Origin of the sequence: Nonomuraea sp. NPDC049269 (genome assembly GCF_043197155.1) — a bacterium.
Taxonomy (GTDB): domain Bacteria; phylum Actinomycetota; class Actinomycetes; order Streptosporangiales; family Streptosporangiaceae; genus Nonomuraea.
Genome location: NZ_JBICSO010000006.1, coordinates 701,394 through 723,576 on the forward strand (window position 1 = coordinate 701,394; position 22,183 = coordinate 723,576).

The window sequence follows — 22,183 nt, forward strand, 5'->3', positions numbered from 1 at the left end:
GGTCAGTGCAACGCTGCCTCGACCGCACGCACCCTGGACATGACGCGCTGAACGATCTCCTGCTTCTCACCTACGGGTGCCGCATACTCGATCACGCCCCAGGCCGCGGCCTCGCCGACCGTGTGGAGCAGCGTCCACGCTGCCAGGTACACAGATGCCAGGCATCCGCCCGCGGTAGCGATCCCGCCCTCCGCATGGAACGGCGCGTCCAGTACCGTCACCCCGCACTCCTCGAGCCAAGGCCGCGTGATGGTGTCGGTGCAGGCAGGTCGCCCGGCTAGGAGACCGAGGTGCGCGAGTACCAGGGCTCCGGAGCACTGCGAGCCGATCAACTGTCGTGCGGGGTCAAGCGGCAGACGCGCCAGCAGCGTGTCATCAGCCACGACATCACGGGTCTTGATGCCACTGCCGAGGAGAACGACGTCAGCCTCGGCGACAAAGTCCAACGGCCGCTGACCGGTCACCTCGACGCCATTCATCGATGTCACAACGGGCGTGGGTGTCGTGATGTATGCAGTTACGCCGTGCGCGCGAGCACGATTGATCAGCGCGGACGCGATAAAGCTGTCGAGTTCGTTGAATCCGTCAAATGTGACGACCGCGACCTGCAAGACCACTCCTCCGTTGCAATCTCATACGGTTCAAGTCTCACACATGAGCCGACGCGTCCGTTTACCGCCGACGCCCCACCGGCAGAGCAGTTCGAGGCGCGCGCCCCTTCGCACCGCGGCTCTCAATCTCCGTTGAGCGGATCGCGCCGCAGTACGACCTTGATGGTGCGGGCGCGGTAGGCCTCGGGTGCCTGATCCCACTCGGCGGTCAGCGTGGTGACGCGTTCGGCGGGGAAGTCGGTGCGGTGTACGAAGTCCAGCAGTTCGGGGAGGCTCGCGCGGGTGTGGGAGACGCCCAGGTGGAGGGTGGCGTCGGTGGCGTACATGCGCATCAGCGGCACCCGGGTGCCGGTCGCCAGGTAGTAGCCGACAGCGGTACAGATGCCGCCAGGTGCCAGGGCGCGCATGGCCTGCCGTACGCCCGAAGCTGTGGAAGTGGCTTCGACGGCGACGTCGTAGTCGCCTTCGGGGCGGGTGGGGGTGCGGGCGCCGAAAGAGGCGGCGAGTTCCCGGCGATGCGCGCTGCGGTCCACGTAGTCCACAGCCGAGGCGTGGTGGGCGGCGGCGAGGCCGGCCGCATAAAGGCCGATGCTCTTGGCGCCGCCACCGAGGATCAGGACGCGGCCACCGGGCCGTAGGCGCAGCGGTTCGACCACGGTTCGCCAGGCGTCGGCGAGGTTGTCGCCGGCGGCGGCCACGCGCAGGGCAGGTACGCCGTCCGGCACGGGGACGAGCAGGTGGTTGGCGTACGGTACGCGCAACCGGTCGGCGATCATCCCGCCCCACGGGCCGCACGAAGGGCCGAAGCCGTAGGCGGCCAGGGTGCCGGTGGCGCGGGCGCACTTGGCGGTCAGGCCCCGGAGGCAGCGTGGGCAGGTGCCGCAGGAGATCGCCCACGGCACGATCACCCGCTGGCCGGTGGTCACGGCGGTTACGGCGGATCCGGTCTCGACGACCTCGGCGACGCATTCGTGGCCGATCGCGAAGGGGCCCTTGAAGGGGACGGGGCCGACGATGCTTGCCACAATCGGGTCGATCAGGCCGAGAGCCAGGCCGGCCTGCATGGGACGGGAGACGGGGCGGTGGATGGGGACGGTGTCGCCGTCGCAACGGCCGGCGACGAAGGGGCGGACGATGACGTCGTCCGGTTCGCGCAGGCGGGGCTCTTCGGTCTCGTGCCAGGCCAGTCTGCCACTGCGCTCGAACCTCAGCTCATGCATGCCGCTCCATGCTATTACGATCGTTATATGGCAAGTTCACGGGACCGGATCGTCATGGGGGCAGCCGATCTGATCCGGCGGCGGGGGTTGGCCGGCAGCACCGTTCGCGATCTGGCCGCGCATTCCGGGGCGCCTCTGGGCTCGACTTACCACTACTTCCCCCGTGGCAAGCAGCAGTTGGCGGCCGAGTCCGTACGGTATGCCGGTGATCTGGTCTCGGGCGTGTTGAACAGCGAGTTGAAGGCCGGGCCGGTGGCCGGGTTGCGGGCCTTTCTGGCGTTGTGGCGGCAGACGGTGATCGACAGCGACTTCCGTGCGGGCTGCCCGGTGCTGGCCGTCGCCGTGGAGGAGCCGCCCGCGCAGGGCGAGGCGGAGGCGATCGCCGCCGCCGCCGAGGTCTTCACCGCCTGGGAGCGGCTGCTGGCCGAGGCGCTGCGCGAGCACGGTGTCGCGGACGCGGGCCCGCTGGCCACCCTGGTCGTCGCCGCGGTGGAGGGTACGGTCGCCATGTGCCGGGCCAAGCGTGACATCCAGCCGCTGGATGACGTCGCAGCCCAGCTAGAGCAGCTTCTTACGGATCGCATCGGCGCGCTCGGCTGAGAAGACGCCGCTGTCGAGCAGGTTCAGGATCGACAGCACACCGCCCCGCGAGCCCCAGCTTCCCTCCTCGATCACCCGGAAGGTCACCCACCAGCCCGGCGGAGCCTCCTCCAGGCCGCAGGCTTCGGCCATGGCATCCAGCACGCGTGTGATCACCTCCGCGCGGAGGTCCTGGGTCCAGTCGGCCTCCATGACGGCCACGTCGATGGTCATGGCGTCGACTCCCGAGTCGCCGAGCAGCGCGCCGCCGATGGCCATCATGTCCGGCGCGGGCTCGATGAAGTGCACCTGGAAGCCCACCCGGGCGGCCTCGGCGAACTGGCCGATCTCGGGCACCAGGACGGCGTCGGTGAGCGTGCGGGCCAGCTTGCGACGCTGCTCGCCGGTGAGCCGTCCGGCGGGGGCGGTAACAGTGATGACAGTCATGATGGTGCGATTATAACGACCGTCATAGAAACTCCGCCGCTTCGCTTAATCACGTCGTGATTTGTGAGCATTTGGGCGGTATGCCACGCCTGCCGCCTAAGATCAGCGCGTGAGCCTTGAGAACGGCCGGCAAGAGCTGGCGGGGCTGCTCCGGCAGCTGCGTGACCTGACCGGACGGAGCCTGCGGGAGCTCGCCCGTGACGTCCACGTCAGCAACTCCTCGCTGTCGCGCTACTTCTCCGGTCAGGCCGTTCCACCCTGGCCGACGGTGGTGGCGCTCTGCAAGGCAGCAGGTCGTGACCCCAGACCGATGCGTGAGGTGTGGGAGCGGGCCAAGGACGGGCCCCAGACGAGCACGGCCGCCACCGCGCCGGTGCGTAACGACCTGCCACACGACATCACCGCCTTCACCGGGCGCCGGGAGGAGCTGGCCGCTCTTCTCGGCGCCGCGCGGAAGACGCCGATGGTGGCGATCGACGGCATGGGCGGGGTGGGTAAGACCGCACTGGCCGTGCACGCCGCGCATCTCCTGACCGCCGACTTCTCCGGTGGCCAGCTCTACCTGGACCTGCACGGGTTCACTCCGGGCCGGGAGCGGGTCGAGCCCGTGGAGGCGCTGCGCGTGCTGCTGGCCGCGCTCGGATTGCCGCTCGGCAGGATTCCCGACGGGGTCACCGAGCGGGCCGCGCTGTGGCGGTCGGAGCTGGCGACGCGGCGCGCGATCGTGCTGCTGGACAACGCCGCCGACGCCGATCACGTACGCGAGCTGCTCCCCGGCGCCGGCCAGAGCTTCGTCGTGATCACCAGCCGCCGGCGGCTGGTGGAGTTGGACGGCGTACTGCCGATCTCGCTGGACGTGCTGCCGACGGAGGAGGCGGCGGAGCTGTTCGTCGAATCCGCAGGCGGGACCCGGCCCGGTGACGTCGGCGAGGTGCTGCGCCGATGCGGGAACCTGCCGCTGGCCATCCGGGTGGCCGCCGCGCGGCTGCGGCACCGGCCCTCGTGGACGCTGGACACTCTGGTGGAACGGCTGCGTGAGGGCGAGCTGGCGGTGTCGGAGGTGTTCGGGATGTCGCTGCGGCAGCTCGATCCCGCCCAGCGGCGGATGTTCCGGCTGCTCGGGCTCGTGCCGGGCGAGGACATCGACGCGTACGCCGCGGCCGCCCTGGCCGGGATCCCGCTGGGCAACGCCCGCTCCCTGCTGGAGGACCTGGTTGACGTCCATCTGCTCCAGGAGCCGGCGGCGGGTCGTTACCGGATGCACGACCTGCTGCGGCAGGCCGCCCGCGCCGACGATGCCGCGGCGGACCCCGGACCGGCGATCGCCCGGCTGGGCGACTACTACCTGAGCGGCATGCTGGCCGCGAAAAAACTGATCGAGCTGGTCCTCATCCCCCTGCCGGTCATCGTGTCGCAGCCGCCTCCCGCGGTTCCCGACCTTGCCGGCTACGACGGAGCCCTCGACTGGCTGGACACCGAGCGGGTCAACAGCACCGCGACGTTCTCGCTCGCCGTGGAGCTGCGCATCGACGCGGTGGCGGTCGGGCTCGGCCAGCTCGCCCTGGTCCCCGACGGGCGGCACGTCGGCACGGCGCAACTGATCCACGGACTCGAACTGAGCATGCCCGCCGCCGAAAGGCTCGGCGAGCGCCGCATGCTCGCCTCGCACCGGTACTTGCTGGGCGCCATGCTGATGCGGGTCGGCCGGCTGGCGGAGGCGGTGCGGGAGCTTGAGGCGGCCCGCGTACTGATGGTCGCGGAGGGCGACATCGTCGGCCAGGTCCTGACCATCGCACAGCTGGCGGAGGCCCGGCTGTACGCCGATGACGTCAAAGGCGCCGTCGAACTCCTGCGCCAGGCGACCGAACTGCTGCCGGCCCGCGAGGTCGCCACCCGCGTGTACACGAACGCACGCCTTGGGCATGCTCTGGTGCTGCTCGGTGAGTACGGCGAGGCCCGCGAGGTCGTCTCGGACGTGATCGAGGCCGCGCGCGGACTGGACCGGCAGAAGGAGCGCATGTGCCTGGACGTGCTCGGCCGGGCGGCACTCGGCCTGGGTGACGCTCGGACCGCCCTCGACTGCGCTGAACAGGCCCTCGCGCTCAATCGGGGGACCCGCCATCAGATCTTCGAGACGATCAGCCTCACGGACGCCGCCGTCGCCCTGCGCCACCTCGGTCGTGTCGAGGAGGCAACGGCCAGGCACGCCGAGGCCATGCGGATTCTCGAAGGGGGCGGTGAGAGGCACCGGATGGTGCAGAGCCTCCTCCCGTACGCGGAGGCCTGCCTGGCCATGGGCGATCGGGACGCCGCGGCGCGGCACTTCCAGCAGGCGCTGGAGATCGCCACCGCGGACGGCCTCAGCTATCTGGCGTCGGCGGCGCGTGCGGGTCTGACTCGGGTGTCCTGAGTCCGGCCCAGGTGTTCCGTCCCGTCCCGGGACACCCGCGCAACAGCCGTCCGCCAGCGTGACAGCGCAGGTCATCCGGGTATCGGTGGGTTTTCCCGTGTCCCCGGAGGCCCGGCATGGCTTGTCCCGGACGGGCCGCCGGATCGAGGCTCTCGGCCATGCACACGACGCCTTCCTTGCTCGCCGAGTTGGACGCGCTGCCCGTCCGGTGGGAAGTGGACGGGACACTCGCCGCGCCCGTCGCAGCGGTCGCCGCGCTCCTGCTCGCCGTCACTGAGGGGCGGGTGGGCGATGACAACCTGCTGGTCCTGGCCAGGGCTTCGGCGGCTCGGCAGGGGGCGATGACCGTCGTGGCCGGGTCCGGCGCCTACCGCGCCGAGTTCGCCGGGGCGGTGGAGCCGGTGGAGATCCAGGTGGACCAGGCCCGGTCCATGGTGGCGGTGCGGAGCTGGTACGCCGGGGTGCATGCCGCCACCGCCTGCCCCGCGGGCACCCGGGTGATCCATCGCGTCCACCAGGTTTTTCCGGACCATCCGGGATTCACCGCCGGGATCGCCGAGATCGGCCTGCGTACCCGCATGTCACGCGATCTGCGGCAGGTGCTGGGTGTGATCGCCGACCGGCTCGGCTGCTGACGATCCCGCGTATCAGCGGCGGCGTCAGGACGGCGACCGCCCGGTATCAGGGCGGTCGGCAATGGTGGACGGGTCTCGCAAGATCGAACACTGAAGGAGACAGATGATGGGAACTGGCAACAGCGGCTTCTCCGAAGCGGGGCTGCGCAGGCTGCGTGGGGTGCTGGGACGGCATGTCGATTCCGGCAAGATCCCCGGGCTCGTCGCCCTGGTCGGCCGGGGCGAGGAGACGCACGTCGAAGCGATCGGGACGATGCGTCACGACGGTGGCGCGCCGATGCGCCGGGACACCATCTTCCGGATGGCCTCGACGTCCAAACCGCTCACGGTCGCACCGGTGATGATCCTGCTCGACGAGTGCCGGCTGCGGCTGGACGACCTGGTGGAGCAGTGGCTGCCCGAACTCGCCGACCGGCGGGTGCTCAAGCGGCCCGACAGTCCGCTGGACGACACCGTGCCCGCGCGGCGGCCGATCACCGTACGGGACCTGCTGACCTCCACGTTCGGGCTCGGCATGGATCTGACGGCGATGAGCTATCCGATCATGGGCAAGGTTTTCGAGCTGGAACTCACCGGCCATGGAGGCCCGGTGCCCGGACCGGACGAGTGGATGCGCCGCCTCGGCACACTCCCGCTGATGCACCAGCCTGGAGAGCACTGGCAGTACCACATCAGCATCGATGTGCTGGGCGTGCTCGTCGCCAGGGTCACCGGCCGGCCGTTCGAGGAGTTCCTGCGCGAACGCGTCCTCGATCCGCTGGGGATGAAGGACACCGGATTGCACGTGCCCGCCGACAAGATCGACCGGCTGCCGCCCAGCTACGCCCCCGATCCGGAGACAGGCGAGTTCGCCGTCTGGGACGAGGCCGAAGGGGGACTCTACAGCCAGCCTCGGGAGTTCCAGTCGGCCGCCAATGACGTGGCCTCAACCGTCGACGACTACCACGCGTACTTCCGCATGCTGCTCAATGGCGGGATGCACGGCGGCGAACGGATCCTGTCCCGGCCGGCCGTCGAGCTGATGACCACCAACCGCCTCACGCCCGAGCAGAACGCCGCCCGCACCGCCATGGCCCGCGACAGCGTCCACGTGGGCTTCGGCCAAGGACAGCAGGGCGGCTGGGGCATCGGGATGGCGGTGCGCACCTACCGCGGCGACTACGCCCCCATCGGCCAGTTCGGCTGGGACGGCGGAACCGGCACCACGGCGTACGCCGACCCGCACAACCAGCTCACCGGAATCCTGCTCACCCAGGTCGGGCTGTCGGTCCCGGATCCGGCGCGGCTCATCCACGACTTCTGGACCACGCTCTACCAGGCAATTGACAACTGACTTCGTAACAGCTTCAAAGGAGCACATCACCATGTCCATCACCTTTAGCGACCAGGACAAGAGCACCCTGCGCACCGCCGCCTACGGCGCCGTCTCGCTGATGTCCGCCGCCGATGCCGCCGGCTCGCCGCACAAGGCCGCCACCAACGGCTCCATCGCCCTGGCCTCGGCGACCGGCCCGATCGGGCACGTACTCGCCGCGAAGAGCAAGGACATCGATCTGTACGGCAAGTCCGTCGCCGAGCTGGCCGACCACGTGCTGCCTGCCCTGACGGCGGCCATGAGCCTGCTCAAGCAGCAGGATCCGGCCGAGGCCGACAACTTCCGCCGCACCGTCGTCGTCGCCATCGAAGCTGCCACCAGTGGCGAGCCCAGCCCGACCCTGGCCGAGATGGCCCGCAAGATCACCGAAGCCCTCGACGCCGCTTGATGCATGCCGCCCTGCTCGTCACGGGGTCCTCTCCGGACCCCGTGACATGGCGGCAGAGCACCGGTCAGACAGTCACCGCGCCGTCCGAGGCGGACCTGACGGTCGCCGCGTACTTGGCCAGCACCCCCCGCTCGACCGGCCGCTCCGGCCGCACCCAGGCGTCCCGCCGCCGCCCCAGCTCCTCCTCCGGCACGCTCAGATCGAGCGTCCCCGCCGCGCTGTCGATGACGACCACATCACCGTCGCGCACCAGCGCCAGCGGCCCGCCCACGTACGCCTCGGGCGCGACATGCCCGATGACCATCCCATGCGAGACCCCGCTGAACCGCCCGTCGGTGACCAGCGCCACAGAGTCCCCCAGGCCCTGTCCCACGAGCGCCCCAGTGATCGACAGCATCTCCCGCATCCCGGGCCCGCCGGCCGGGCCCTCATACCGAACGATGATCACATCGCCCGGCCGGATCCGCCCCTCCTGAATCGCCGCGAAACAGGCGTCCTCGCCGTCGAACACCCTGGCCGGCCCCTCACGCCGGAAATCCTCCTTGCCGCTGAGCTTCAGCACGCACCCGTCGGGAGCGAGCGAGCCACGCAGGATCGCCAGCGCCCCGCGCGCCTTGGCCGGGTGTTCCACGGTCGCCACCACCTGCTGCCCCGGCGTCTCCTCCGCCGCCGCGGCGACGTCGGCGTAGGTACGGCCGTCGACGAGCATGGCGTCCGGGCGCAGCAGGCCCGCCTCCAGCAGCCGCCGCGCCACCAGCGCCGTGCCGCCGGCCCGCCACAGGTCGGCGGCGGTGTGCCGGCCGCTGGGCATGAGCCGGGTGATGATCGGGACCTGCCGGCAGATGGCGCCGATCTCGTCGACCTGCAGCGGCAGCCCGGCCTCGCGGGCGATGGCGAGCAGGTGCAGTACGGCGTTCGTCGAGCCGCCCATGGCGGCCACCGAGACGATGGCGTTGTGCAGGGCGTCCTCGGTGAGGACGCGCGAGGGCCTGGCGTCACGGGCGAGCGCGTCCATGACGATCTCGCCGACGCGCTCGGCGGCGGCGTTCTTGGTGTCGGCGACCGCCGGGATGTCGCCGATGCCGAACGGGGCCAGGCCGAGGAAGTCGGTGACGCCGGCCATGGTGTTGGCGGTGTACTGGGCGGCGCAGGTGCCGGGGCCCGGACACGCGTACTTGGCCAGGTCGTCGACGTCGGCCTGGTCGAGCCGGCCGACCGCGCGCTCGCCGAGCGCCTCCCACATGTCCTGGATGGTGACGTCCCGGTCGCGCCAGCGGCCGGGCATCATGCTGCCGCTGTAGAGGACGACGGCGGGTACGTCCAGGCGCGCCAGCGCCATGATCGCCGCCGGTACGGTCTTGTCACACCCGACGACGCACACCAGCGCGTCGAACCCGTGCGCCCGCCCCATCAGCTCGATCGAGTCGGCGATGATCTCGCGGCTCACCAGGGAGGCGCGCATCCCGGGGGTGTGCATGGTGAGGTTGTCGGAGACGGCGATCGTGTTGAACTCCATCGGCGTGCCACCCGCCCTGCGTACGCCGGTGGCGACGTGGGCGGCCAGTTCGCGGTGGGTGAGGTTGCAGGGCATCGTGCCGGTCCAGGTGGAGGCGATGCCGATCATCGGACGGCGCATCTCCTCCTCCGACATGCCCATGGCGTACAGGTGAGAGCGGGCGGGTGCGCGGTCTGGATCATCGGCGATGCTCATGAGGCCACCCTACGAACAGCGCCGCCTCGGACGTTAGGCGGCATCGGCCCAGGGCAGTTCAGGGGCGAGATGGCAGACTCCCCGATGGACGAGAAGAGCGTCACCGCGACGCTTCGTGAGCTGTCCGCCGTCATGCACGGCGCCGAGGACCTCGGCATGGTGCTCCATCACATCGCCGACATCGCCGCCGCCATGACGGGGCGGCCCATGACGGGCGTGACCCTGCGCCAGGACGGGCGCGTACAGACGGTCGCCTCCTCCGCGGCGCACGTCAGGGTGTTCGACGAGATCCAGTACAGCGGCGGCCAGGGCCCCTGCCTCGACGCCATGGCGACCGGCGAGCCCGTCGTGGCCACCGATCTCGCCACCGAGACGCGGTGGAGCGGATATCCGGCGCGGATGCTCGCGCACGGGGTCAGGAGCGTACATTCCCAGCCGTTGCGGGTCGAAGGCGTGTGGCTGGGCGCGCTGAACCTCTACTCCCGCCGGCCCGGCGCCCTCGTCCAGGAGGCCGGGCGGGCCGCCCGCCTGACCGCCGAGCACATCGGGCTCCTCCTCGACACGGCCCTGCGCTCGGCCCGCCAGATCGAGGTGGCCGCGCAGCTCCGCGAGGCCCTCGGCACCCGCGCGATCATCGACCAGGCGCTCGGCATCATCATGGGCGAACACCACTGGACCGCCCACGACGCCTTCGACCTGCTGCGCCAGATCTCCCAGGAGCAGAACCGGAAGGTACGCGAGGTGTCCTCCGACCTCATCCGGTCGGTGAGCGGCCATCCCCCGGAGAGCCTGCACTTCGACGATCCACCGAACTAAAGGCACTCACATGCGTTCGACTTCGAGTACGAGCTTGCCGGTCGTGCGGCCGGACTCGATGCGGCGGTGCGCCTCCGCGGCCTGCTCCAGCCGCAGCGACTCGACCTGCACCCGCAGCTCCCCGCTCGCGGCCGCGGCCACCGCCCGGTGCAGCGCCCGGCCCGCCTCCGCGGGGAAGGCGGCGGCGAACGCGGCCAGGTTGAACCCGGAGACCGTCTTGTTGGTGAACCACACCTCGTTGGCCGAGATCCCGACGTCCTCGGCGCCGGAGGCGTTGCCCATCACCACCATCCGGCCCATGGGCGCGAGCAGGTCCAGGCTGGTACGGCGGGTCGTACCTCCGACCATGTCCACCACCACGTCGAACCGGCCGGCCTCGGCCACCTGCTCGCGCAGGACGACCTCGTCGTAGCCGAAAGCCTTGGCCTTCTCGATCTTGGCGGGGCTGCCCACGGTGCCCACCACGCGGCCCGCGCCCAGCAACCGGGCGGCCTGGCCGAGCTGGCTGCCCACGCCTCCGGCGGCGGCGTGCACGAGCACGGTCTCCCCCGGTTCGATGCGGGCCACCCGGTCGAGCACGAGCAACGCGGTGGTGCTGTTGGACGGCAGCGCCGCCGCGATGCCCAGCCCGAGGTCGTAGCCGTCCAGCGGGGACACCAGGTCGGCGGAGGTCGTCACCACCTCCGCGTAGCCGCCGCTGTCGACGATCGTCAGCGCGGCGACCGGCTGGCCCACGCGCAGTCCCTCGACGCCGGGGCCGAGCGCCCGGACACGGCCGGACACCTCGATGCCGGGCACGAACGGCAAGGGCACGTCCACCACGCCCTGCCGGTAGAGGATCTCGGCGAAGTTGGCGCCCGCGTAGGCCACGTCGATGGAGACCTGCCCCGGCCCGGGCTCGGGGATCTCGACCTCGTCGAGGCGGAGGACGTCAGCGCTGCCGAATTCGGGAATCGTGATTGCCTTCATGCCGTCCATGCTCCATCGACCGCCATCGGCAAGGCAGTGTCAGCTCAACCTGGGTGTGCCACCACCAGGCTCTCCACCTTCTCCTTGGTGTCGGTGTCGGGATGCGGCGTGTGCAGCACGACATTGAGGTCCGCGCGATCCGGCAACCGGAACAGGGAGTACTCGAAGGTGAGGTCCCCGGCTTCGGGGTGGGTGATCGCCTTGATGCCCTGGGAGCGGGAACGGACATCCGGCCGCGCCCACAGCTCGGCGAACTCCGGGCTGGCCGTACACAGCTCTTCGGCGATCCGCTCGAAGACCGGATCGTCTGGATACCGGGCCGCGCCGGCGCGGAAGTCGGCCACCATGTCCGGGGCGAACTCGTGCCATTCGGTGAACCTGCCGCGATAGGTCGGGTGGGTGAAGAAGGCCACCATGCAGTTGCGGACATCGTCGTCATAGCCGAACACCCACCTGGCGGCGTCGTTCATCGCCACCAGGTTGTAGTGCCGGTCCAGCACGTGCGCCGGGTTGGGCATCCACGCGTCGAGCACTCCGCGGAGCTGGTCGCTCAACGGCTCGCCCGGCCGGCCCGCGGGGTCCGGCGGGTTCAGTCCGGCGAGGACGTACAGGTGCGTGCGCTCCGCCTCGTCGAGCTTCAGCGCGCGGGCGACCGCGTCCAGCACGGCATCGGAGACCTTGATGTCGCGTCCTTGCTCCAGCCAGGTGTACCAGGACACCCCGACACCGGCGAGCACGGCGACCTCTTCCCGGCGCAGTCCCGGAGTGCGGCGGCGGCCCGCGGTGGGCATGCCGACGTCGGTGGGTGTGAGGGCCTCCCGCTTGGCACGCAGGAACTCCTTGAGCTGGTCACGGCGGCGTTGGCTGGCAGTCACGAATTCAGCCTAAACGCTGCCGGGTAATCCCAGGTCGAGGCTTGACAAAAAGAATTGTCGGTGAGAGGTTGCACCCATGGACAAGGTCACTTCCCAAGACGGCACCCAGATCGCCTATGACCGCATCGGCCAGGGTCCGCCGGTCATCCTCGTCGACGGCGCGCTCTGCCACCGCGCGGCCGGGCCGAACCCGGCACTGGCCAAGGAGCTGGCTCGCGGCTTCACCGTCTACACCTACGACCGCCGTGGCCGCGGTGCCAGCGGCGACACCGCGCCGTTCGCCCCCGAGCGCGAGATCGAGGATCTCGCCGCGCTGGTGGAGGAGGCGGGCGGCAGCGCCTTCCTGTTCGGCATCTCGTCGGGTGCGGCGCTGGCTATGGCGGCCGTCGAGAGCGGGCTGCCGGTGCCGAAGGTGGCCGTCTACGAGGCGCCGTTCGTGGTCGACGACACCCGGCCGCCGATCCCGGACGACTACGTGCGGCAGATCGACGAGATGGTGGCCACCGGCCGCCGAGGCCAGGCGATCGGCTACTTCATGCGCGAGGGCGTCAACCTGCCCGGCGCGATCGTCTTCATGATGCGCTTCATGCCCGCCTGGTCCGGCATGAAGGCCATCGTCCACACACTCCCCTACGATGTCGCGTTCGTGGCCGAGTACGAGCGTGGCAAGCCTCTCCCCGCCGCCCCGTGGGCCTCGGTCAAGATCCCCACCCTGGTGATCGACGGCGGCAAGAGCCCGGCGTGGATGCGCAACGCCATGCGGGCCTGGGCCGGCGTGCTGCCCAACGCCGAGCACCGCACGCTCGACGGCCAGACGCACATCGTCAAGGCCACGGCCCTGGCGCCGGTTCTGGAAGGGTTCTTCCGATGAGATTCCGCGCCGTCGTCCAACTGAACGGCAAGACCGCCACGGGCATCGAGGTCCCCGCCGAAGTGGTCGAGGGCCTCGGCGGGAGCAAGCGGCCCGCCGTCAACGTCACGATCAACGGGTATGGCTACCGCAGCACGGTCGCCTCCATGGGCGGCCGGCACATGCTGCCGATCAGCGCCGAGCACCGGCAGGGCGCGGGTGTGGCCGCCGGCGACGAGGTGGAGGTGGCGCTGGAGCTCGACACCGCGCCGCGCGAGGTGACGGTGCCCGCCGACCTGGCCGCGGCGCTCGACGGCGCTCCCGAGGCCAAGCGCTTCTTCGACGGGCTGTCGTACTCGCGCAGACTCCGTTATGTGCTGCAGGTCGAGGGCGCCAAGAAGGCCGAGACCAGGCAGCGGCGGGTCGCCGACACCATCACCAGGCTCGCCAACGGTGAGGCCTGACCGCACTTTTGCGGGTGAAGTGGCGTCGTCGCCAAGTGAGTGGGCATATGGGCGCCATGGCTGAGTTCCTGACCGACATCAAGACCATCCGCGAGCGCGCCCGCGCCGAGATCGGCAAGGGTCCGATCACCGACGCCTACGGCGCCGACCTGGAGCGCGTGATCCAGGTCTGCAACGAAGCCCTCGCCACCGAGCTCGTGTGCGTGCTCCGCTACAAGCGGCACCACTACACCGCCTCCGGGCTGCAGTCGGAGTCCGTGGCGCAGGAGTTCCTGGAGCACGCGGCCGAGGAGCAGGAGCACGCCGACAAGCTCGCGTCCAGGATCGTGCAGCTCGGCGGCGAACCCGACTTCAACCCCGACACGCTGAGCTCCCGCGCCCACTCCCAGTACGACGCGAGCCGCGGGCTGATCGACATGATCAAGGAAGACCTGGTCGCCGAACGGGTCGCGGTGGCCAGCTATACCGAGATCATCCAGTGGCTGGGCGACAAGGACATCACCACCCGCCGCGTGTTCGAGGAGCTGCTCGCCAAGGAGGAGGAGCACGCCGACGACATGCAGAGCCTGCTCGAACGCATCCCGTCCAGCACCTGACCGTCACCACTTCACGGGCAGCGAGACGAGGCCCGAGGTCAGGGAGTCGGCGCGCAGCCGGAGCTCCTCGACGGGCACCGCCAGCCGCATCCCCGGAAAACGCGGGATGAGCTGGGCGAACACCGCCTGCAGCTCGATCCGGGCCAGCGGTGCCCCGATGCAGTAACGGGCGCCGTACCCGAAGGAGACGTGACCCGCCGCCTGCCGGGTGACGTCGAACCGCTCCGGGTCCGCGAACACCTTCTCGTCGTGGTTGGCCATGCCGATGTGCAGCAGGACCAGGTCGCCCGCCTTGACCAGGGCATCGCCGACCTCCAGGTCGACGCGGGCGTATCGGGGGATGCCGCCGGTGCCGTTCACCATGGGCGTCCGCATGATCTCCTCGATCGCTCCGGTGAGCAGGTCGGGCTCGGCCAGGAGGGCCTCCCACTGCCCGGAGTTGGCCAGCAGGAACAGCGCGCCCATGCCGATCTGCACGACCGTGGTCTCGTGCCCGGCGAACAGCAGGTTCATGGCCCGCATCGCGATCTCGTCGTCGTTCGTGTCGGGCAGTACGAGGAGCCGGGTGATCACGTCGTCGCCCGGTTCGTGGCGTTTGAGGTTGACCATCTGCTTGCCGTACTCGTACAGGTCGGTCAGTCCCCGCATCGAGCGGGCGTGGTCGGCGGTGTTGCCCGCCGCCTCCGACCAGGCGCGGAACTGGTCGCGATCCTCGTACGGCACGCCGAGCAGCTCGCAGATGACCAGGATCGGCAGCGGCAGCGCCAGCGCCTGGTGGAGATCGGCCGGTGAGCCCTGGCGCTCCAGTTCGTCGAGCAGTTGAGTGGTCAGTTCCTCCACGCGAGGGCGGAACGCCCGCATGCGTTTCGGCGTGAAGTGCGGCTGGAGCAGCGACCGCATCCTGGTGTGATCCTCGCGCTCGGTGTCGAAGTCGCCCATCGGGCCACCGAACAGCGCGGACTCGCCGATGCGAGCGGCCTGCTCCGGCTGGGGGTGCGAGCGGCCGAGCCGGTCGTCGTCGAGCAGGCGGCGCACCTCCTCATAGCCGGTCACCAGCCAGGCGTCGTCGCCCGTCTGCGTGTGAACGCGATGCACCGGCCCCTCGGCCTGGAGCGCGCGCAGCAGCGGGGCCGGCCGGAGTAGCTCGGGCTGGTCGAAGGGAAGCTTGTTTACTGGCATGTGTACAACGGTATTTGTAGACTTGAGAGTAAACAAGAGGAGCGCGCATGGAAACCGTCCGGCGGATGCCCCGAGCCGAGCGCCGGGAGCAGATACTCGACGCCGCGACGCGCGCCTTCGCGGGCAGCGGCTACACGGCCACCGGCCTCGACGACGTGGCCGCCGAGGCCGGCGTGAGCCGGGTGATCCTCTACCGGCACTTCGAGTCGAAGACCGGTCTCTATCGGGCGGTGCTCGACCGGGCGTGCGCGCACCTCGCCCAGCGGGTGGGGAGCGCGGGCTTCACCGACCAGACGATCCCGGCGCTCATGCGGGCGGCCGAGGCGGACCCCGACGGGTTCCGGCTGCTGTTCCGGTACGCGGCCCGCGAGCCGGAGTTCCGCGACCTCGTCGACGACTTCTCCAGGGAGTCCGTCCAGATCGCCCGCGAGCATCTGGCCGCAAGGATCGCCGACCGGCAGTGGGCGGACTGGGCGGCGCGGCTGGTGTTCGCGGTGGCCATCGAAGGGGTCATCGCGTGGCTGGACGCCGGACGGCCCGATCCCGGCACGGCCGCCGAGCGTGTCTCTCGGGCCATCCACGGCGTCATAGAAGCGGCCTCGTAGAAACGCTGAGGAAACCGCCGCTGCACTACACCTGTTCCGCATGACGTACCGAAGATCACTCACGGCACTGGCGCTGGTGCTGGCGGGGCTGGTGGCGCATCCTTCCGCAGCAGGCGCCACCGCTGCTGCCGGCCCGCCGTCCGTTCAGTGGAAATCCTGCCCGGCCTACTCCGATGAGGTGATCCGGAGCCTGGGCGTGGCGGCGGAGCGGGTTCCGGACTTCCGCACCCTGATGAAGCGCCTGGAGTGCGGGACGGTCAGCGTCCCGCTGAACCACCGCGACCCCGGCGGACGGAAGATCGACATCGCGGTGACCCGGCTGACCGCCACGGACAAGGCGCACCGGCTCGGCGCCACCGCCGTCTTACCGGGAGGGCCGGGCAACAGCGGCTACCTGGACCCGATCCTGCGGGCCGCGCTCAGGAACGAGGAGATGGCCAAGCTCAACGAGCGCTACGACATCATCGGCTTCGATCCGCGCGGCGTGGGCTACAGCGCCAAGGTCGCCTGCCCCATGGAGCCAGGAGGCCCGCAGGAGCCGGGCACGCTGACCGAGGAGGTGGCCAGGAAGATCTACGACGCCCAGGTCGCCGCCGGCAAAAAGTGCGGGGACTCCGACCCCGCCTTCCTCGGGCAGCTCACCACCGAGAACGTGGCCAAGGACCTGGACCTGGTGCGGACCGCACTGGGTGAGCGCTCGCTCAACCTGCTCGGCTTCTCCTGGGGCACCTATCTGGGGATGGTGTACCGCAGCCTGTTCCCCGAACACACGGGACGGGCCTTCCTGGACAGCGTGGCGCCTCCGTGGACCCGTCTTGACGAGCACCTCAAGGGCGCGGCGGAGGCGGCCGAGCGTGACTTCGTACGCATGGCCGCCTGGCTGGCCCGCCGCGATGAGACCTACGGTCTCGGTGCGACCACCCGGCAGGTCCGCGAGGAGGTGGCGGAGCTGGTCCGCGCGTACGACAAGGACCCCAAGACCTACACCGACCTGCAACGGCCCGTCGACGGCTCGGTCGTCGCCGACCTGGCCAGGCGCAACTCGACCGAGTGGACACGGGCTGGCAAGGCGCTGGCCGAACTGCGGACGGCGACGGGCACCACCGCCCCGCCCACCGTCAAGGAGATGCTCGGCGCTCAGATGGGGACGCCCGTGCCGGGCGCGCCCGAAATGCTGAACATGACGATGAACATGGCGGTCGCGTGCAACGAGGACAGCAGCCGGGCCAAGTTCGACCCCGCCTGGCGTGACTACCAGCAGCTCGTGAAGCGCTACCCGGCGACCGGCCGGGGCTGGGGACTGGCTGTCATGTGTTCCGGCTGGCCGCTGCCGGTGCAGCAGACCACGTTGAAGCGGGGCGGCGGGTCACTGGTGCTGGCGGGGCATCTGTACGAGTTCATGTCCGTCTACGACTGGACGCTGCAGACGCGGCGCGCCATCGGCGGCACCGTCTACACGGTCGCCGACGACGTGCACGTGTCGACCACCCGGATACCTGAGTGCGCCGCCGACGTGGCGCGCTACTTCGAGACGGGCCGGATCGACAGGGGCTGCGCGGGCAGCCCGATCCCGAGCTGACCATGGGACCCCGGGCCCGGGTTTTCCGGGCCCGGTGCCCCGGCAACGGGTCGATGTCAGGCGTCAGAGTGGGCGAACGCCTCCTGAAGGGACGGCAACATCTGGCGGGCGTCGTACCCGGCGAACCACAGGCCGACCACGAACACACTCACGGCCTCCAGGTATCGCGCCCGCGTCAGCCCACCCGCCCGTACCGGCTCGAACCCCAGATCGCCCACCAGACCGGCCACCACCTCCACGGCCCGCTCATCGTCGCCGCACAGCGGCACCCCCAGCCCGCGCCCCGCGTGGGAGGCCCATACCTCCGCGGCGCACACGTTGAACGCCTTGACAACCCCCGCCCCAGGGGCCAGCCCGGCCACCCGCTCAGCCACCGCGGCCTCGGCCAGGAGGAACGAGTTCGGCGCGTCGGTGAACGCGTCAGGCTCGTAGGCGTTGGTGCAGTCGATCAGCGTCCGACCGGCCAACGCGCCGTCCGCCGCGCCGACCTCGGCGAGAATCCCGTCCACCGACAAGGCAGGTACGGCCAGCAGCAACACCTCGCCGTGCGCCGCGGCGGCCCGCAGGTCACCGCCACGGGCGCCCGCCCCGATCGCCTCGGCCAGCTTGCGCGCCTTCTCCCGCGACCGTGCGCCGACCATCACCTCGTGCCCCGCCCGCGCCCAGCCCGATCCCAGCGCCTCGGCCATCTGCCCGGCCCCGAGTATGCCAATCCGCATGTCTTTCCCTCTTCCTCGCCTGAGCTTCTGCTTCCTGCGAAGACGGTAAGCGTGCCGATAGGCACCTCCAGGTGCCGAACGAATGCGGGAGACTGGCGCATGTGGACCACCACGAGGACGCCCCGTTCGAGCCCTTCGGCGACTTCATCGCCGACTGCCCAGCCCGTCTGGCCGTTGACCTGTTCGCCCATGCCTGGCTGCCGGTGGTGGTGTTCGCCCTGAAGGACGGGCCCATGCGCCCCGGCCGGCTCCGCCAGGAGATCGGCGGCATCAGCCAGAAGGTACTCACTCAGACCCTGCGTCGCATGGAACGCTGTGGCCTGGTCGAACGCCGACGCTATGCCGAGGCCCCGCCGCGGGTGGAGTACGAGCTGACCCAGGCGGGCGAGGACCTGCTGACACCGATCCGCGCCCTGGGCGACTGGGCCTACCGCTATGCCGACACGGTCCTGACCGCCTACGACGACTCCGCCCGCACGGCCGGCTGACCCCCACGGCCGGGCGGGGCCACGCACCTCCGCGTGGCTGCTAGGAGCTCTGAGCGAAGGTCTTCGCCAGCCAGCCCTGCCAGGACTGCTCCAGGGTTTGCCCGTCGATGTCGGTGTAGGCGTGGTGCTCGACCACGACCGTGCCCTGACCGTGGATGAACATGTAGAGCCCGTCACCGGTCCGCACCCCGATGAACGCGCCCGGATCCGTGACCCACTCCACGACGCCCTCCTCCGGTGCGACACCGTCGAGCGTGATCGTGACCCGGTCGCCCGCGGTGATGCCGCCGGTCAGGCCGAGCACGTCCTGGAAGGCGGCCCACGCCTGAGCGTGCGGCGCCTGCGGGCCCCAGAGCATGAGGTTGTGCGTCGAGATCCGGCCGCGGAAGTGCTTGAGGTAGGCGGCCAGCTTGTTGAGGTATTGGAGGTCGCCGATCTTCAGGGCGTCGTACTCGGACTCCCAGTCGTCGCCGAGGAAGCCGTTGTGCACGAAGCGGAGCACCGTGCTGCCGCCCTCGCGGCCCTCGATGAGGTATTCGAATGCCATGAACGTGCCGTCTTCGGGGTTCGCGTCGCCGCGGTAGGCGAGCCGTTTGCCCGGCTCCCACGCGGTGACGGTCGAGCCCATGGTGAAGTCGCCGCCGAAGGTCTGCGTGCCTCTGCCGCCTTCGCGGGGCTCCAGCTCGGTATGGCCCATGAACCAGGAGTCGATGCCCGGCCCTTCGGCGATCGCCTGCCAGACCTCCTCGGGTGAGGCGTCCAGCTCGATCTCGTGACTTACCTCGAACTCGTGCGGCATGACCGGCTCCTCGATGAATGTCCCTTCCGTGCCATCGACCCTTCCACCGACAATAAGACTTGTCAAGCATTCCATGGTTGTCGGCACGGTCCGCCGTGGGGGCGAGCCGACTCGCTCTTGAGAGGGAGGCCGAGGATCGCCCGTCACGGCGATCCCTTTTAAGCGGAGAAATCCGAGGATTGGCGGTATATCCCGCAGCTCCGAGGAGAACCGACCATGAAGAATCGCACCGCGCTCATCGCCGCCCCGCTGCTCGTCCTGGCCTACGGCGTGCTCAGAATCGTCGACGGCCTCGACGGCGTCCGCGGTCCCGGCCTGGCCTGGACCGTCGGGCACCTGGCCTTTCTCGGCGCGTTGACGCTATTCGTCCCGATATTTTGGGAAATGCGGAGAATGCTGGGGCGGTCGGCGGTCGCCACCACAACCCTGGTCGCGGGAATCGTCGGGATCGGCTGCGCGGCCGCCCAGTTCACGATCGACATCATCGTCGGCTTCCTGGCGGCCGACCATGACGCGATGAGCTCGATGTTCGAGCAGGTACAGGCGGTGCCGGGCGTGTCGCTGGCCGTCTACAGCGTGGGCCCGATCCTGTTCTACATCGCCCAGCTCGCCTTCGCCGCCCTGCTCGCCGGGCACCGGATGGTCAAGGTCTGGGTGCCGGTCGCGGTGCTGGCCGAGATCGTGCTGTCCGTGATCGACAAGAACCTCATCCCGGTGGGCGCGGTCCTGCTGCTCGTCTCGTTCCTGCCGCTGATGGGCCGCCGCACGCCGATGGCGCGGCACACCCCCGCTCACGCATGAGAGACCTCCGGTAAAAGTGCGGAAAGATGAGGCACTGTGTCCGACTTGTCGCTTATTGACATCGTGCGGCGAAGGATCCGGGCGCTCCCTCACCTGTGGGTGGACGGCGCGCTCACCGCGGCGATCCTGATAGCCCAGCTCTGGCCCCTGCTGTCCAGCGACGAGCGGTCCAGCGAGCCCTGGGACTGGTGGGGGTACGCGGTGGTGATCGCCGCGTCACTGCCGCTGATCTGGCGGCGGCGGGCGCCGATCACCATACTGATCATCTGCCTGTGCACGGGCGCCCTCTACGATCTCGCCGACCACGTCGCGCGCCAGCCCATCTGGTACGGCGGGCTCGTCGCGGTGTACACGGTCGCCGCCTACTCCGACACCGTGCAGCGGATCATCACGTTCGCCATCACCATCACCGGTGGCCTGCTCCTGGTCGGCTCGTCGGAGACCGCGCTGCGCGGGACCGTGCTGTTCGTCGCCGCATACGCCATCGGCAGGGCCACGGCCACCTCCCGCGCCCACGCCGCCGCTCTGGAGGAACGGGCCGAACGGCTGGAAAGGGAGCGACAGGTGGAAGCGGAACGCGCCGCCGAACACGAGCGCGCCAGGATCGCCCGCGACATGCACGACATCCTCGCCCACGCGGTCAGCCTCATGGTCGTCCAGGCCGAGGCGGGGCCCGTGGTGGTCAGGAGCAACCCGGCCCGGGCGGAGGCCGCCTTCGACGCGATCGCCGCGGCGGGGCGGGACGCGATGATGCAGCTCCGCCGGATGCTGGGCGTGCTGAAGGACGAGGAGGCGCCGCGCGCGCCCCAGCCCACCATCAACGACCTGCCCGCCCTGGCGGACCAGGTCTCGCACACGGGGCTCCGGGTGGAGTTCGCCTCGACCGGGCGGCCGCGTCCCGTCTCGCCCGACTGCGCCGTCGCCGCGTACCGGGTCACGCAGGAAGCGCTCACCAACATCGTCAAGCACGCCGGCGCGAACCGCGCGGACATCCGGCTCACCTGGGAGGACGACACCTTGCTGCTCGACATCACCGACGACGGCCGAGGCCGCGCGATCGACGGACACGCACCGCCTTCCGGCGGGCACGGGCTGCCTTCCGGCGGGCACGGGCTGATCGGCATCCGGGAGCGCGCCGCCGCCTGTGGAGGCACCGCCGTGGCCGGTCACCGCACGGACGGGCCGGGCTTCCAGGTGTCGGTACGACTCCCGCTGGCCCAGGCATGACCGGCCCGACCCCCACGGGTCCGACCCCCACCGGCCGAACCGCCGTTGGCCCAACCGGCGGCGGCCCGGACGCGCCCCCGAGCATCCGGGTCGTCGTCGCCGACGATCAGGAGCTGGTCCGGGGCGGATTCGCGATGATCCTCGACGCCCAGCCGGACATCGACGTGGTCGCCGAGGCGGGCGACGGGGTCCAGGCGATCGCCGCGGTCCGCGAGCACGAGGCGGACGTGCTGCTGCTCGACATCCGCATGCCCAGGATGGACGGCATCGAGGCCGCCAAGATCGTGTGCGCGGAGACGGGCTGCCGGGTGCTCATGCTCACCACGTTCGACCACGACGACTACGTCTATGACGCGCTGCGGGCGGGCGCCAGCGGATTCCTGCTCAAGGATGTGCGCCGTGATGACCTGGTCAACGCCGTACGGGTGGTCGCGGAGGGGGAATCGCTGCTGGCGCCCACGGTGACCAGGAGGTTGATCTCCGAGTTCACCTCCCGGCCGGCCGCCCGGCCCGCCGGGGCCCTGGACGTACTGACCGCCAGAGAACGCGAGACGCTGCAGCTCATCGCGCGCGGACTGTCGAACGCGGAGATCGCGCAGGCCATGGTGGTCAGCGAGCACACCGTGAAGACGCACGTCAGCAATCTGCTCGCCAAGCTCGGGCTGCGCGACAGGGTGCAGGCGGTGATCACCGCCTACGAATCGGGCCTTGCGGTGCCGGGTGCGTAATGCGTGGCCGGACGGGGTAGACGGGGACGTATTCGAACGACGAACCGGGAACGGCCCTAACAGTGGATGAAACACCCTTCCAGGTGATGCAATGGGCCGACCCGCTATCACC

General features: G+C 70.2%; 24 protein-coding genes. 15 read left to right on the forward strand and 9 right to left on the reverse strand.

What is annotated here, in order from left to right; genetic code table 11:
* Positions 1 to 2: 2 nt before the first annotated feature.
* Positions 3 to 611 (reverse strand): DJ-1/PfpI family protein, encoded by a 609-nt coding sequence (locus ACGFNP_RS35185; protein ID WP_393326021.1) that lies wholly within the window; start codon positions 609 to 611, stop codon positions 3 to 5.
* A gap of 122 nt (positions 612 to 733) precedes the next feature.
* Complete coding sequence (locus tag ACGFNP_RS35190) at positions 734 to 1,831, reverse strand: zinc-binding dehydrogenase (protein WP_393326023.1); 1,098 nt, start codon at positions 1,829 to 1,831, stop codon at positions 734 to 736.
* Positions 1,832 to 1,858: 27 nt separating this feature from the next.
* Here ACGFNP_RS35190 and ACGFNP_RS35195 point away from each other — a divergent pair, with 27 nt between their 5' ends.
* Positions 1,859 to 2,431, forward strand: a complete 573-nt coding sequence (locus ACGFNP_RS35195) for a TetR family transcriptional regulator C-terminal domain-containing protein (protein WP_358332118.1) — start codon at positions 1,859 to 1,861, stop codon at positions 2,429 to 2,431.
* Here the strand turns inward: ACGFNP_RS35195 and ACGFNP_RS35200 are convergent.
* On the reverse strand, positions 2,390 to 2,857 hold the full coding sequence (locus ACGFNP_RS35200; protein WP_358332121.1) for a hypothetical protein: 468 nt from the start codon (positions 2,855 to 2,857) through the stop codon (positions 2,390 to 2,392). The genes ACGFNP_RS35195 and ACGFNP_RS35200 overlap by 42 nt on opposite strands.
* Before the next feature lie 109 nt (positions 2,858 to 2,966).
* Here ACGFNP_RS35200 and ACGFNP_RS35205 point away from each other — a divergent pair, with 109 nt between their 5' ends.
* The 4 genes from ACGFNP_RS35205 to ACGFNP_RS35220 all read left to right on the forward strand — a co-directional run bounded on the left by ACGFNP_RS35205 (position 2,967) and on the right by ACGFNP_RS35220 (position 7,665).
* Positions 2,967 to 5,267, forward strand: coding sequence for a tetratricopeptide repeat protein (locus ACGFNP_RS35205; RefSeq protein WP_393326027.1), 2,301 nt, complete (start codon positions 2,967 to 2,969; stop codon positions 5,265 to 5,267).
* 158 nt (positions 5,268 to 5,425) lie between these two features.
* Positions 5,426 to 5,902 carry a hypothetical protein gene (locus ACGFNP_RS35210; RefSeq protein WP_393326030.1) on the forward strand — a complete coding sequence of 159 codons (477 nt, stop codon included), beginning with the start codon at positions 5,426 to 5,428 and terminating at the stop codon, positions 5,900 to 5,902.
* 106 nt (positions 5,903 to 6,008) lie between these two features.
* Positions 6,009 to 7,235, forward strand: a complete 1,227-nt coding sequence (locus ACGFNP_RS35215; RefSeq protein ID WP_393326033.1) for a serine hydrolase domain-containing protein — start codon at positions 6,009 to 6,011, stop codon at positions 7,233 to 7,235.
* 31 nt (positions 7,236 to 7,266) lie between these two features.
* Complete coding sequence (locus ACGFNP_RS35220; RefSeq protein ID WP_358332133.1) at positions 7,267 to 7,665, forward strand: hypothetical protein; 399 nt, start codon at positions 7,267 to 7,269, stop codon at positions 7,663 to 7,665.
* A gap of 64 nt (positions 7,666 to 7,729) precedes the next feature.
* On the opposite strand, the gene ilvD is transcribed toward ACGFNP_RS35220, so the two are convergent.
* The gene (gene ilvD, locus ACGFNP_RS35225; protein WP_393326036.1) at positions 7,730 to 9,376 is read right to left on the reverse strand and encodes a dihydroxy-acid dehydratase; all 1,647 of its coding nucleotides are present in this window, start codon (positions 9,374 to 9,376) and stop codon (positions 7,730 to 7,732) included.
* A gap of 69 nt (positions 9,377 to 9,445) precedes the next feature.
* Here ilvD and ACGFNP_RS35230 point away from each other — a divergent pair, with 69 nt between their 5' ends.
* Positions 9,446 to 10,192: a GAF and ANTAR domain-containing protein gene (locus ACGFNP_RS35230; RefSeq protein ID WP_358332139.1), complete on the forward strand. Its 747-nt coding sequence runs from the start codon at positions 9,446 to 9,448 to the stop codon at positions 10,190 to 10,192.
* Between the two features lie 6 nt (positions 10,193 to 10,198).
* Here the strand turns inward: ACGFNP_RS35230 and ACGFNP_RS35235 are convergent, their stop codons facing one another.
* Positions 10,199 to 11,161: a zinc-binding alcohol dehydrogenase family protein gene (locus ACGFNP_RS35235; protein ID WP_393326040.1), complete on the reverse strand. Its 963-nt coding sequence runs from the start codon at positions 11,159 to 11,161 to the stop codon at positions 10,199 to 10,201.
* A gap of 44 nt (positions 11,162 to 11,205) precedes the next feature.
* Positions 11,206 to 12,036 carry a helix-turn-helix transcriptional regulator gene (locus tag ACGFNP_RS35240; protein ID WP_358332145.1) on the reverse strand — a complete coding sequence of 277 codons (831 nt, stop codon included), beginning with the start codon at positions 12,034 to 12,036 and terminating at the stop codon, positions 11,206 to 11,208.
* A 76-nt stretch (positions 12,037 to 12,112) separates the two neighbouring features.
* On the opposite strand from ACGFNP_RS35240, the gene ACGFNP_RS35245 reads away from it, so the two are divergent.
* From ACGFNP_RS35245 to ACGFNP_RS35255, 3 genes are read left to right on the forward strand one after another with little or no spacing between them, the layout of a single operon-like run.
* Entirely contained in the window at positions 12,113 to 12,907 is a 795-nt protein-coding gene (locus ACGFNP_RS35245; RefSeq protein WP_358332148.1) for an alpha/beta hydrolase, read from the forward strand.
* Positions 12,904 to 13,350: a YdeI/OmpD-associated family protein gene (locus ACGFNP_RS35250; RefSeq protein WP_358332151.1), complete on the forward strand. Its 447-nt coding sequence runs from the start codon at positions 12,904 to 12,906 to the stop codon at positions 13,348 to 13,350. The genes ACGFNP_RS35245 and ACGFNP_RS35250 overlap by 4 nt, the downstream gene beginning before the upstream one ends.
* A 56-nt stretch (positions 13,351 to 13,406) precedes the next feature.
* On the forward strand, positions 13,407 to 13,946 hold the full coding sequence (locus ACGFNP_RS35255; protein ID WP_358332154.1) for a ferritin-like domain-containing protein: 540 nt from the start codon (positions 13,407 to 13,409) through the stop codon (positions 13,944 to 13,946).
* A gap of 3 nt (positions 13,947 to 13,949) precedes the next feature.
* Here ACGFNP_RS35255 and ACGFNP_RS35260 read toward each other — a convergent pair whose 3' ends face one another.
* Positions 13,950 to 15,125 (reverse strand): cytochrome P450, encoded by a 1,176-nt coding sequence (locus ACGFNP_RS35260; RefSeq protein WP_393326045.1) that lies wholly within the window; start codon positions 15,123 to 15,125, stop codon positions 13,950 to 13,952.
* 47 nt (positions 15,126 to 15,172) lie between these two features.
* On the opposite strand from ACGFNP_RS35260, the gene ACGFNP_RS35265 reads away from it, so the two are divergent.
* Entirely contained in the window at positions 15,173 to 15,730 is a 558-nt protein-coding gene (locus tag ACGFNP_RS35265; protein ID WP_393326047.1) for a TetR/AcrR family transcriptional regulator, read from the forward strand.
* Positions 15,731 to 15,770: 40 nt separating this feature from the next.
* Positions 15,771 to 17,309, forward strand: coding sequence for an alpha/beta fold hydrolase (locus tag ACGFNP_RS35270; RefSeq protein WP_393326050.1), 1,539 nt, complete (start codon positions 15,771 to 15,773; stop codon positions 17,307 to 17,309).
* 56 nt (positions 17,310 to 17,365) lie between these two features.
* Here ACGFNP_RS35270 and ACGFNP_RS35275 read toward each other — a convergent pair whose 3' ends face one another.
* Complete coding sequence (locus ACGFNP_RS35275; protein ID WP_393326052.1) at positions 17,366 to 18,028, reverse strand: NADPH-dependent F420 reductase; 663 nt, start codon at positions 18,026 to 18,028, stop codon at positions 17,366 to 17,368.
* Between the two features lie 101 nt (positions 18,029 to 18,129).
* On the opposite strand from ACGFNP_RS35275, the gene ACGFNP_RS35280 reads away from it, so the two are divergent.
* Positions 18,130 to 18,516 (forward strand): helix-turn-helix domain-containing protein, encoded by a 387-nt coding sequence (locus ACGFNP_RS35280; protein WP_358332173.1) that lies wholly within the window; start codon positions 18,130 to 18,132, stop codon positions 18,514 to 18,516.
* Positions 18,517 to 18,556: 40 nt separating this feature from the next.
* Here ACGFNP_RS35280 and ACGFNP_RS35285 read toward each other — a convergent pair whose 3' ends face one another.
* Positions 18,557 to 19,315, reverse strand: a complete 759-nt coding sequence (locus tag ACGFNP_RS35285) for an SRPBCC domain-containing protein (RefSeq protein WP_393326055.1) — start codon at positions 19,313 to 19,315, stop codon at positions 18,557 to 18,559.
* 216 nt (positions 19,316 to 19,531) lie between these two features.
* On the opposite strand from ACGFNP_RS35285, the gene ACGFNP_RS35290 reads away from it, so the two are divergent.
* The 3 genes from ACGFNP_RS35290 (at position 19,532) to ACGFNP_RS35300 (ending at position 22,071) form a co-directional block, all read left to right on the forward strand.
* Positions 19,532 to 20,116 carry a hypothetical protein gene (locus ACGFNP_RS35290; RefSeq protein WP_393326058.1) on the forward strand — a complete coding sequence of 195 codons (585 nt, stop codon included), beginning with the start codon at positions 19,532 to 19,534 and terminating at the stop codon, positions 20,114 to 20,116.
* A 63-nt stretch (positions 20,117 to 20,179) separates the two neighbouring features.
* On the forward strand, positions 20,180 to 21,343 hold the full coding sequence (locus ACGFNP_RS35295) for a sensor histidine kinase (protein ID WP_393326061.1): 1,164 nt from the start codon (positions 20,180 to 20,182) through the stop codon (positions 21,341 to 21,343).
* Entirely contained in the window at positions 21,340 to 22,071 is a 732-nt protein-coding gene (locus ACGFNP_RS35300; RefSeq protein WP_358332185.1) for a response regulator transcription factor, read from the forward strand. The genes ACGFNP_RS35295 and ACGFNP_RS35300 overlap by 4 nt, the downstream gene beginning before the upstream one ends.
* Positions 22,072 to 22,183: the final 112 nt, after the last annotated feature.